The following is an 11,230-nucleotide window of genomic DNA, read 5'->3' as shown; positions in this document are numbered from 1 at the left end:
TTGGATGGCATCTAGTTTTTCACTAGCGGAACGCTTGAATTTGGACATAGAAAAAAGCTCCTTTCAAAAATAAACAGTTTTTCTTATTTCAACTGTCTACTTTTTGGGGAGCATATCAGACAGCGCAAAAATGCGCTTTTTCCTGTAGAAGTTGCGTGTAACGAGTAATTCTTTTTTTTAACAAGATAAGGGTGGCAGAGTATCATTCTGCCACCCTTATCTTTGTAGAGACTTATTTTTGAGTCAGCCCCTTGAGCTTTTTATACGTTTTTTCGTGTTCCCGACCTCAATCAGCTGGTTACCGGTTCTTTCGCGGGTGTTCCGACAATCGACCGTTCGAGCAGTTCGACGACGTCATAGGTCGCAACCTGTTCGTCGACTTCCTTCGCTTTTGTCCCGTCGCTGAGCATCGTCAGGCAGTACGGACAAGCCGATCCGATGACGGATGGTTGGACCGTCAATAACTGTTCGGTCCGGGCGACGTTGACACGTGCCCCGACTTTCTCTTCCTGCCACATCATGCCGCCTCCGGCTCCGCAACACATGCCTTTTTCCCGGTTACGTTCCGTTTCGACAAGCGTGATCCCCGGAATCTTCTCTAAGATATAGCGCGGTGCATCATAAATATCATTGTAACGACCAAGGTAACACGAATCGTGATAGACAACCCGTTCACTGACCTCATGGATCGGTTTGATCCGTTGGTCGTCAATCAACCGGGCGAGCAATTCCGTATGGTGATACACTTCGACGTCCGGACTGAGACCAAAGTCCGGGTACTCATTTTTAAACGTATTGTACGCATGCGGATCAATCGTGACGATTTTTTTGACGCCGTATTTCTCAAACGACTTGATGTTCGCTTCCGCCAGTTCCTGGAACAGAACCTCATTCCCGATGCGGCGTGGTGTATCGCCGGAGTTTTTCTCATCGTTGCCGAGAATCGCAAACGAGATGTCCGCTTCATTTAAGATTCGCGCAAACGCCATCGCGATTTTTTGACTGCGGCTGTCATACGAGCCCATTGCTCCGACCCAGAAGAGGTATTCGAACTCTTCGCCGGCTTTTTTCTTTTCTTTTGCAGTCGGCACGACCAACTCTTCGCGCGTTTTGCGCCAGTTTTCGCGTTCTTTCCGGTTCATTCCCCACGGATTCCCTTGACGTTCGATGTTCGCCATCGTCCGTTGCATCTCGGGATCCATTTTTCCTTCCATCATCACAAGGTGACGACGGAGGTCGATGATTTTATCGACATGTTCGTTCATGACCGGACATTGATCTTCACAGTTCCGGCATGTCGTACACGCCCAAATTTCTTCTTCTGTGATGACGTTGCCGATCAATGAATCCGGTACAACATCCATTTGACCTGCCGCAGCAAGCGATGCGATTTGGTTTCCTTGCGATCCTTCAAAGGCAAACGCCGGTGCCCACGGAGATTTTTGGGTGATCGCTGCCGTCTTCATATTCAGGTGATCACGCAGTTTAACGATCAAATCCATCGGTGACAACATCTTCCCGGTTCCGCTCGCCGGACACATGTTTGTACAGCGTCCGCATTCGACACAGGCATACAGATCAACGAGTTGCTTTTGATTAAAATCTTCAATCCGGTTAACACCAAAACTGAATTCCGCTTCGTCGTCTTCCGCTTCTTCCATAACCGATAAATCGATCGGTGTAATCCGTCCGACTTTTGATGTCCGTCCAAGCCAAACGTTGGCGGTTCCGGCAATCAAGTGCGCATGTTTTCCTTGTGGAATGTAGACCATGAAGCTCAGCAGGAACAAGAGATGGACCCACCAGAAGAACACAAACAGACCAAACGCCACTTGTTCCGGTACCCAGCTGAATAAAAACGCAATCGCTGAAGCCACCGGTTCCCCGAACGTCGAATGATTTTCATAGACCAGGAAAAATCCGTTTCCGAACAGAACGGCGACCATTAATCCGCCGATGAAAATCAACGCCAGTCCGGCCATGAAGTTCCGTTTCAGACGAACCAGTTTTTCAACATAGCGGCGGTAGAATCCCCAAACGACAGCCACTAAGATGACGAGCATGACGATTTCTTGGAAAAATGTAAAGATCGGATAAAGTGGTCCGAGCGGGACGTGTGGAAAACGTTGTCCGACCGCGAGTCCTTTCCAGATAAAATCGATCGCTCCAAATTGAACGAGTAAAAATCCATAAAACATCATGACGTGAATCGTGCCGCTTTTCTTATCCTTCAACAGTTTCTTTTGACCGAATACGTTGACGAGAACCGCATTGAGCCGTTCTTTGTTCGTCAGCGTCCATTCCGCCTTTTTCCCCCTGCGAATCGCCTCATACCGACTTTTAACAAGCGTGACGAACAAGTAACCTGCATAACCTGCGACGAGCAGGAAGGCAATCCAGTTAATCAGTAAAAACGTCCCCATGAAACAAGCCCCTTTCCCCCTAAAGCCATTATTTGATATGAGTATAGCATATAATGAATGGCTATTCATTCATTATTTTGATGTTTATTCTCTTTAATAAATTATTGACTTGAACTTACAAAAAATAATTTAAATTGAAAAATAAGTAGGTTAAAATTAAAAAGTTCTAATATATGTATATTTTGTAGGAGGTAATTGGTTTTGAACGGAATTTTACAACACTCAAGTGGATTAATTAAAGAGGTAAAAGCAGGATTTTCATGGACAACGTTCTTTTTTGGATTCTTTCCAGCATTTTTCCGTGGTGATATCAAATGGGGATCGATTCAATTGATTGTCGGTATTGTCGTTACACTTTTGACTGCCGGTTTTGGAGGATGGATTGTAAATATTGCTTTCGCTTTCTTATATAATAAAATCTACATTAATGACTTAATCGAAAAAGGTTATCGTCCAATTGATCATTCGTTTCAGCAAGCATTAAAACAACGGGGAATTCATGTAAAATTATTATCTGAAACAGCCCAGTCACAGCCAGCAGTTTAAAGCTCTTTAGTAGAATAAAACTTAAAAAATACAGCCTCGATAAAAATCGAGGCTGTATTTTTTAAGTGATATAAATATTTGTAAAGAAAAATATGAAATAAGAAACTTGCTTCTTTTAATCCACATTTGGTATCAATACGATTTTCCCAAGCTTGCCTGTCTCTTTAAAATACGTCTGGGCTGCCGCTGCCTCTTCAAGCGAAAATGTCCGGTCGATGACCGGTTCCAGTTTTCCGGCAGCAATCGCGTCAAGCATCCGTTCAAATTCAGCACGTGTTCCGAGAACAGAGCCGTAAAACGTCAAGTGCTTTAAATACATCGTCCGGAAATCCAAGTTGGTCTGCTGACCACCGGCAGAACCGGAAATGCAGAACTTCCCGCCATTTTTCAAGACAGTCAGTGCCGTCTTGAACAACGGATCCCCGACCACGTCAAGAACAGCGTCAATCGGTCCGCCGTTAACGGCGATGATCTCGTCCGCCAATTGTTCCGAGCGGTACGACAAGACATGTGTGGCGCCAAGACGTTTGAGTGCCTCTTCCGTCTTCAAGTCTCCGACCACGGCAATGACGGTCGCCCCAAACACGCGGGCGGCAATCTGGACATTCAAGGAGCCGACGCCGCCGTTTGCGCCTGTGACGAGGACGGTTTGCCCCGGTTGCAGTTGCACTTGTTCGTTCATATGCCACGCCGTTAATCCACTGACGGAGAAAACAGCACTTTTCGTATAATCGGCAAGCGGCATCGCATAACACAGTTCTGCCGGCCAAACGACATACTCGGCATATCCTCCGTCATATTCTGATCCGATGAACGACATGTCTTCACTGATATGTTCCGTTCCCGGCTGACCGCCTGAAGTGAACGGAAACAAGACGACGTCTTGACCGTTGCGTGCCTCGTCGACCCCGCTTCCGACTTGCACGATCCGTCCACTGATGTCAGAACCCGGGACACGTGGAAACTGAACGCCTTCCGGTTTCCAGCCTGATTGGGCATCCGTTCCGTAGGCGCCTTCCCGCATCCAGATTTCCGTGTTGTTGATGCCGCATGCTTTCACTTCGATCAGAACTTCTCCGGCACGCGGTTTCGGTACTGGACGTTCGACGACTTCGAGTTGCTCGACACCGCCGTATCCATTGACTTGAACGACTTTCATATGATTTCCTTCCTCTCTAAAACAGTTGCTCTTTATTCCTTGCCCGCTTTTTAAAAGCTTTAGACTTTATTCTGCGAAATTACCAGACCATCTTTCCGTACAGATAATAGGATTTGGATGTCTCAGTTAAATAATCCTGCAACGGCTCAAGTACGTCACGATTCAGAAGATAGTCCCCCAACTGTTCAATCGGCACCCATCGGCAGGCGACGACTTCACCATCGGGATCGTTCAACATCAGACTTCCCGTGACCGTACACTCAAAATAGGTAACGAGACTGTGGGCATCAAACTGTTCGATGAAGTTTTCTGTCACGTATGCCAGTTGGAACGTCTCGACGGACAGTCCGGTTTCTTCTGCCATCTCCCGTTTTAAAGCGTCCGCCAGCGTTTCGCCGGCTTCAATCACACCACCTGGCAGACTCCACACCGCGCCCTCCCCATCCGCCTGATTTTTGACCACCAGCAACTGATCCCCCTGTCTGACAATCCCGACGACAATCCGGTATAACGTTCTCATGCTGATTCCCCCTTTGTCATGAACATCAAAAAAAGCAGCCCGTTCAAATATCCTTTGAATGGAACTGCTCCGGCACATACTTATTCTAATCCAAGCGATTGCGGTAATTTCACTGCACGCGCATACGCTGTTTTGTAATCTTTTTTCGACACGGCCTGTTCGACTTCCCGAATTGCCGGATGATTTTCTTCTGAAAAGGCACCTAAGATCGTCAAATAACGTTCGTAGACCGAATCATCTTCTTTTCGTGAATGAAGTAACGCCGTATACAGCATGACCGTATCTTCACCGTACAAGACCGGTAAGTCTTCGTTAATTAATAATAAGGAATCAATCGCGTCCGAATCGACTTTCGAATTGTATTCCGTCATGACCTGCTCTGCAAGCGCCTCAAGTTGATCGCGCCATTCGTTGTATTTCGGCTCATCATTTTCCAACCACTCGAACCAATCTTCTTCGAGCATCTGTTCCATCTCTTTTACCGTTTGTTCAAATGCCATCTGTCTCACTCCGTTCCCAAGTTAGTTCAATCGTATACGTGCCGACCGGCTGATGATTCATCATCAGGTCGTACTGGAATTGCATGCGTTGTTCTGTCATTTCGATTGTTGCGGTTTCCGTCTCCATGACCATCTGACCAAACTGGCTCTCATAACCACTTTTCGTCTTTTGTCCCAGTATGAAGACATGGTGCATCGAGACCGGACCTTTTCGGTTCAACGCCACCTGATCGAGTGACCATTTGATGGTCGTATCAATCGGTTGATCGTCCTCTTGAATGAACTTCAGGGCAAACCCATCCTTCGTTTCAAACAATGTGCCGTCGGTTTCAAGCTCGACAGATTCTCGCATCGCTTCATCTTGAATCGATGTGACTTGTCGCAACCGCACCGGATAACGTGTTGGTTTCACTTTTTATCACCTCACCGTCTAGCGTACACGATTTTCTGATGTCCTGCATCTTCTGCTTCCCGCGCGCCAAAACAAAAAAGACCAGATTCAGCATCTGCCAAATCCAGTCTTTTCCTCATCGTACGCGGTACAGACGTGCTTCGAACGGCTGAAGCGTCAATTCTGTTCCTTCGTGATACGTCGTCTCGTAGTTCGCGAGCATGACGTTATCCGAATGAAGAATGATGTCGGTATCGACTTCCGCCACTTCATCTTTTAGATTCGTCACGATCAGGAATTGTTCATTTCCGAGTGTTCGTGTGTAAGCATACACTTTTGTATCCTCAGGAAGGATTAAGTCGTATTCTCCGTAAATCAACGTTTCTTCCATCTTCCGAATCTGAATCATCCGTTTGTAGAAGTTCAGGATCGAGTCTTCATCTGCTTGCTGGGACGCGACGTTAATATCCGCAAAGTTTGGATTGACGCCGAACCATGGCGACTGTTCCGAGAACCCGCCGTTTTGTTCATTCGTCCACTGCATCGGTGTCCGGGAGTTATCACGGGACGAGTTCCAGATGACTTCCATGATTTCTTCATGTGTTTTCCCTGATGCCAGTTGCATGTTGTACATGTTTTTCGTCGCGACATCATCGTAGTCGGAGATGTCCGGGAACTGAACGTTTGTCATCCCGATTTCTTGCCCTTGGTAGATGAACGGTGTCCCTTGCATGAAGAAATACATCATCGCAAGTGACTTCGCGCTTTGTTTCCAGTATTGTCCTTCATCACCCCAAAGCGAGACCGAGCGGACCTTATCGTGGTTTTCAAGATACAGTGCGTTCCAGCCTGTTTCTTCAAGTCCTTTTTGCCATTTCGTCAAAACTTGTTTCAGTTTAACAACGTCGACGCCTTTTTCGGCGTCGGCCCGCCACAGATCCATGTGTTCAAATTGGAAGACCATGTTCATCTTGCCGTTTTCTTCTCCGACCCAAAGATCTGCTTCTTCCGGTGTTACACCGTTCGCTTCACCGACTGTCATGATGTCGTATTTAGAGAACGTCTCGTTTTTTAATTCTTCGAGATATTCGTGAATCCCTTCGACATTCATATGCATCTCAAATGAAGGGACGTGCGGCATACCGAGTGGATTTGGCAAGTCGGCATACGATTGATCCTTGTTGATGTGGCTGATGGCATCGATCCGGAAACCGTCGACCCCTTTATCAAGCCACCAGTTGATCATCGTGTAGACCGCTTGACGCATGTCTTTATTCCGCCAGTTCAAGTCGGGTTGACGACGTGAGAAGACGTGCAGGAAATACTGCTCGGTCTTTTCATCGTATTCCCATGCTGAACCGCCGAAGATGCTTTCCCAGTTGTTCGGCTCACCGCCGTTGACTGCATCCTTCCAGATGTACCAGTCACGTTTATCGTTGTCTTTTGACGAACGGGATTCGAGGAACCACGGGTGTTCGTCCGACGTATGATTGACGACTAAATCCAGCAGTACTTTAATATCGCGTTTATGTGCTTCTTCCATTAATAAATCAAAATCGGCCATCGTTCCAAATTCGTCCATGATGTCTTCATAATCACTGATGTCGTATCCGTTGTCATCGTTTGGTGATTTGAACATCGGGCAAATCCATAACACATCGACTCCGAGATCTTTCAGATAATCCAATTTTGCGATGATACCCGGGATATCGCCGATTCCATCGTTGTTTGCATCATAAAAGCTGCGTGGATAAATTTGATAAGCAACTGCTTCTTTCCACCAAGCTCGCGTGAGTGTTTTTTGTGCCGTTTCCGGACGCGGTATCATTTGTGTCATTATGGATAAATCCTCTCGTATTTCAGTCTTTGTTGTCCGTTTTTTTATACAAATTCTCGACGTTTTATACTATTCATCGGTTTAGTTTTTTATAGCGCAACCGATTGCGCAAATACCCTATCTTTATCTTATCAAACCCAGTTGGAATGTCAACGATTCAAGGTTGATTCCGTTACTTTACACAATTGCCGAATTTGATTTTTAAACAAAATTTTTCTAACAGAAATACATTACATTTACTGAATTATCCTACACTGTTTATCGGTCAATTTCTAGCCTTTTGCACAACCTTTTCCCGGAAAAATGAATCTTTTTTTCAATCTTCGGGTATATCCTTAACAATGCGAATAAAAAAGGGGGATTTTGTAAGATGGACGGACAGTTTTTGATTAATGGACAATGGCTCAATCATGAGCGGGAACGAACCGATGTCAAAAATCCGGCGACCGGGGAAGTCGTCGGCAGTGTACCGAATGGAACAAAGTCAGATGTCAACGATGCCGTCGAAGCCGCCCGGAAAGCTTTTCCGGAATGGTCGAAACGGAGCGTTTATGAACGCGCCGCCTTACTTGAAAAATTGTATGCGAAGATGCTTGAGAAAAAGGATGAATTGGCACGGCTGATGACACTCGAGATGGGAAAACCCCTCGCTGAGTCGGAAGGCGAAGTCGAGTATGCGGCGAACTTCGTCAAATGGTTTGCGGAAGAAGGAAAACGCGCCTACGGTCGGATCATTCCGTCACATGATACAAACAAACGACTGCACGTCATCAAACAGCCGGTCGGTGTCGTCGCTGCGATTACACCATGGAACTTCCCGGCGGCAATGATTACGCGGAAGTTGGCACCTGCACTCGTCGCCGGCTGTACGTTTGTCTTAAAACCACCAACGGCCACTCCGTTGACCGCACTCCGTCTGCTTGAGCTTTGTCAGGAAGTCGGCATTCCGGACGGCGTCGTCAATGCCGTGACGGGCAGCGGTAAAGACTTGGGGGAATCGCTTGCAACCCATCCCCACGTCGATAAGATCACCTTCACCGGTTCAACCGAAGTCGGCCGGACATTGATGGCTCAAGGTGCCGAGACGATCAAGGCGATGTCCCTCGAACTTGGCGGACATGCTCCGATCCTTGTATTTGATGACTGCGATTTGGATCTTGCTGTCGCTGAAACGATCAAATCGAAGTTCCGGAACGGCGGACAAACATGTGTCTGCGGGAACCGCATTTATGTCTCCGATTCGATTTACGACGCTTTCGTCGAAAAACTGGGTCAGGAAACAGCTAAACTGAAAACCGGCAACGGACTCGACAGCGACACGAAAATCGGTCCGATGATCAACAAGTCCGGCTACGACAAAGTCAAAAAACATGTCGATGACGCCACATCAGCCGGTGCACGGATCGTAACCGGTGGAACAGGACAAGCCGACGAGGATCAGGATGTCTACTATTATGAAGCAACGGTTCTTGCTGACGTCACTCCACAGATGCTGATCATGAACGAAGAAACGTTTGGTCCGGTCGCCCCCGTCCAACGGGTCAGTTCGGATGAAGAAGCCGTTCATTATGCCAATCAGACGCCGTTTGGTCTGGCGTCTTACGTCTTCACGAACAACTATGCCCGGGCATTCCGGGCCATCGAAAATCTCGATTATGGAATCGTCGGGTGGAATGACGGTGTTCCTTCGGCGGCTCAAGCGCCGTTCGGCGGCATGAAACAGTCCGGTGTCGGACGTGAAGGCGGTTCTGAAGGGCTTGAAGCTTACCTTGAAACGAAGTATGTCTCCATCGGCGGTCTTGACCAATGAACGCCGCTGAACGGTTCGTCGACTGTCTCGAAGCAGAAGGTGTGACACACATTTTCGGTGTGCCGGGGGAAGAAAACATTACGTTACTCGAAGCGATCAGTAAATCAGACATCACCTTCGTGACGACACGTCATGAAACAAACGCGGCATTCATGGCCTCGATGTTCGGCCGATTGAGCGGACGCCCCGGCGTCTGCCTCTCGACGCTTGGACCCGGTGCAACGAATATGATGACCGGCATCGCCAGTGCGACGATGGATCATTCTCCGGTCGTCGCGATTACCGGGCAAGGGGCAACGTGGCGGCAGCATAAAGCCTCGCATCAGATGTTCGATCTGGTTGAGATGTACCAGCCGATCACAAAATCCAGTACATCGATCTCTTCCGGTGAAGTCATTTCAGAAGTCGTCCGCCAGGCGTTTGCTCAAGCTGCTTCCGAAAAACCGGGCGCGACACATATTTCCTTCCCGGAAGACATTGCCAAAGCTGACGTCGATGCCAAAACTCCTTTGCTTGTGGATAGTGCTCCAACGTATCTGCATCCGACCTCGGTCAAGGACAGTGCTGTCTTGCAACAGATCGAGCACGCGGAAAAACCTGTTGTCATCGCAGGATTTGGCATCAACCGGAGCGGAGCGACGGATGCCTTTCGTCACTTCGTCGAACGTTTAGGTGTCCCCGTCGTCGAGACGATGATGGGAAAAGGAACGATTGCGTCCGACCACGAGCTCGCTGCTCACACGATCGGCCTGCCAAACGCTGATTATAATCAACGCATCATCGACCAAAGCGATCTAATCATCGCAATTGGTTATGACATTACGGAACTGCCGCCGTCGAAATGGAACCCGAACCGGACACCGGTTCTCCATATCGACACGAATCAACATGAGGTGGACCAGTATTATCCGGTCGTCGCCAATTTGATTGGTTCGTTGCCGGATACGTTACGGTTACTTGCCGAAGACGTGCCGAATCGTGCCTGGTCCGGTTGGCAACAAGACCGTGATCGATTACGCAAGGAAATTCAGGCACCCTACTCGATGGCACTGCCGCTTCATCCGCAAAGTATCGTCCGGGAATTGGAACAGGCGATCGGTTCGGACGGGATGGTCTTTTCCGATGTCGGCGCGCATAAAGTTTGGCTCGGACGGCATTTTCAAACGACACGCCCGAATCAACTGTTCATTTCGAACGGCTTTTCTTCGATGGGGTACGGGTTATCAAGTGCCATCGCCGCGAAACTGCTTTATCCGGACCGGCGTGTCCTCTGTGCGTCAGGTGACGGTGCCTTTTTAATGAATGGTCAGGATCTTGAGACGGCTGTTCGGCTGAAATTGCCGATCGTCGTCATCATCTGGCGTGACGGGACGTATGGACTGATCGAATGGAAACAACAGCAAGCGTACGGACGGGCCCCTTATATCGAATTCGACAATCCGGACCTCGTACAACTCGCTGTCGCCTTTGGCGCACTTGGTCTGCGTGTCGGAGAACACGGCACACTGGCTGCTTGTCTCGAGCAAGCTTTCTTGAGTGACGGACCCGTTTTAATTGACTGTCCGGTCGATTACAGGGAGAATCTGAAGTTAAGTGACCGTTTACGAACTTATGGAGGATGATAGAATGACACAGCTTAGAAAATTACAATCGCTTTCCGATTTTGATCAATTTGTTTCAGAACATACGACATTCGTCATCTGTAAACACAGTACAACCTGCCCGATCAGTTCGGCTGGTTTTTCCGAGTACACGAAGTATGCTGATACGACATCCGTTCCGACTGCTTACTTGTTGGTCCAGGAAGCACGGACCTTGTCGAATCACATCGCAGAACATTACAATGTCCGGCATGAGTCGCCGCAAGTGCTGTTTATTCAGGACGGACGCGCCGTTTGGACGACATCGCATTACGACATTACGATGGATGCCCTGAAGACACACGTCGGATAATAACGTCTATTTTATTAAAGCGTCACTCCTTTTGTTTTCGACAAAGCAAAAGGAGTGACGCTTTTTTTATATGAGACGATCCCTCTTATCG

At 48.0% G+C, this 11,230-nt stretch carries 10 protein-coding genes; 4 read left to right on the top strand and 6 right to left on the bottom strand.

Features of this window, described 5'->3' with window-relative positions; translation table 11 throughout:
* Window positions 1–290 precede the first annotated feature (290 nt).
* Window positions 291–2,423, bottom strand: coding sequence for a (Fe-S)-binding protein (locus KNP87_RS12555; RefSeq protein ID WP_214721878.1), 2,133 nt, complete (start codon window positions 2,421–2,423; stop codon window positions 291–293).
* Window positions 2,424–2,624: 201 nt separating this feature from the next.
* Between KNP87_RS12555 and KNP87_RS12550 the strand changes: the two genes are divergently transcribed.
* Complete coding sequence (locus KNP87_RS12550) at window positions 2,625–2,969, top strand: DUF2628 domain-containing protein (RefSeq protein ID WP_214721877.1); 345 nt, start codon at window positions 2,625–2,627, stop codon at window positions 2,967–2,969.
* Window positions 2,970–3,084: 115 nt separating this feature from the next.
* On the opposite strand, the gene KNP87_RS12545 is transcribed toward KNP87_RS12550, so the two are convergent.
* From KNP87_RS12545 to KNP87_RS12525, 5 genes are all read right to left on the bottom strand, one after another.
* Window positions 3,085–4,128, bottom strand: coding sequence for a zinc-binding dehydrogenase (locus KNP87_RS12545; RefSeq protein ID WP_214721876.1), 1,044 nt, complete (start codon window positions 4,126–4,128; stop codon window positions 3,085–3,087).
* Between the two features lie 79 nt (window positions 4,129–4,207).
* Window positions 4,208–4,648, bottom strand: a complete 441-nt coding sequence (locus KNP87_RS12540) for an NUDIX domain-containing protein (RefSeq protein WP_214721875.1) — start codon at window positions 4,646–4,648, stop codon at window positions 4,208–4,210.
* An 80-nt stretch (window positions 4,649–4,728) separates the two neighbouring features.
* Complete coding sequence (locus KNP87_RS12535; RefSeq protein ID WP_026834156.1) at window positions 4,729–5,148, bottom strand: hypothetical protein; 420 nt, start codon at window positions 5,146–5,148, stop codon at window positions 4,729–4,731.
* Window positions 5,138–5,560, bottom strand: coding sequence for a YwiB family protein (locus KNP87_RS12530; protein WP_233550706.1), 423 nt, complete (start codon window positions 5,558–5,560; stop codon window positions 5,138–5,140). The genes KNP87_RS12535 and KNP87_RS12530 overlap by 11 nt, the downstream gene beginning before the upstream one ends.
* Window positions 5,561–5,675: 115 nt before the next feature.
* A complete protein-coding gene (locus KNP87_RS12525) occupies window positions 5,676–7,376 on the bottom strand; it encodes a glycoside hydrolase family 13 protein (RefSeq protein WP_051524897.1) in 1,701 nt (566 codons plus the stop codon).
* 370 nt (window positions 7,377–7,746) lie between these two features.
* Between KNP87_RS12525 and KNP87_RS12520 the strand changes: the two genes are divergently transcribed.
* Genes KNP87_RS12520 through ytxJ form a run of 3 tightly spaced genes read left to right on the top strand, consistent with a single transcriptional unit; the run spans window position 7,747 to window position 11,139 of the window.
* The gene (locus KNP87_RS12520; protein ID WP_026834158.1) at window positions 7,747–9,186 is read left to right on the top strand and encodes an NAD-dependent succinate-semialdehyde dehydrogenase; all 1,440 of its coding nucleotides are present in this window, start codon (window positions 7,747–7,749) and stop codon (window positions 9,184–9,186) included.
* Entirely contained in the window at window positions 9,183–10,808 is a 1,626-nt protein-coding gene (locus KNP87_RS12515; RefSeq protein WP_214721874.1) for an acetolactate synthase large subunit, read from the top strand. The genes KNP87_RS12520 and KNP87_RS12515 overlap by 4 nt, the downstream gene beginning before the upstream one ends.
* A 4-nt stretch (window positions 10,809–10,812) precedes the next feature.
* The gene (gene ytxJ, locus KNP87_RS12510) at window positions 10,813–11,139 is read left to right on the top strand and encodes a bacillithiol system redox-active protein YtxJ (protein ID WP_028107145.1); all 327 of its coding nucleotides are present in this window, start codon (window positions 10,813–10,815) and stop codon (window positions 11,137–11,139) included.
* Window positions 11,140–11,230 lie beyond the last annotated feature (91 nt).

It is taken from the genome of Exiguobacterium sp. s192 (assembly GCF_018618795.1).
Lineage (GTDB): Bacteria > Bacillota > Bacilli > Exiguobacteriales > Exiguobacteriaceae > Exiguobacterium_A > Exiguobacterium_A undae.
The sequence above is the reverse complement of the archived record's forward strand: the minus strand, read 5'-3'. Positions and strand labels throughout refer to the sequence as shown.

Bases quoted from the DNA above. Each gene is read 5' to 3' on its own strand.
- KNP87_RS12555 (WP_214721878.1), bottom strand. From the start codon at position 2,423: ATGGGGACGTTTTTACTGATTAACTGGATTGCCTTCCTGCTCGTCGCA.
- KNP87_RS12545 (WP_214721876.1), bottom strand. From the start codon at position 4,128: ATGAAAGTCGTTCAAGTCAATGGATACGGCGGTGTCGAGCAACTCGAA.
- KNP87_RS12540 (WP_214721875.1), bottom strand. From the start codon at position 4,648: ATGAGAACGTTATACCGGATTGTCGTCGGGATTGTCAGACAGGGGGAT.
- KNP87_RS12535 (WP_026834156.1), bottom strand. From the start codon at position 5,148: ATGGCATTTGAACAAACGGTAAAAGAGATGGAACAGATGCTCGAAGAA.
- KNP87_RS12525 (WP_051524897.1), bottom strand. From the start codon at position 7,376: ATGACACAAATGATACCGCGTCCGGAAACGGCACAAAAAACACTCACG.
- KNP87_RS12520 (WP_026834158.1), top strand. From the start codon at position 7,747: ATGGACGGACAGTTTTTGATTAATGGACAATGGCTCAATCATGAGCGG.
- KNP87_RS12515 (WP_214721874.1), top strand. From the start codon at position 9,183: ATGAACGCCGCTGAACGGTTCGTCGACTGTCTCGAAGCAGAAGGTGTG.
- ytxJ (WP_028107145.1), top strand. From the start codon at position 10,813: ATGACACAGCTTAGAAAATTACAATCGCTTTCCGATTTTGATCAATTT.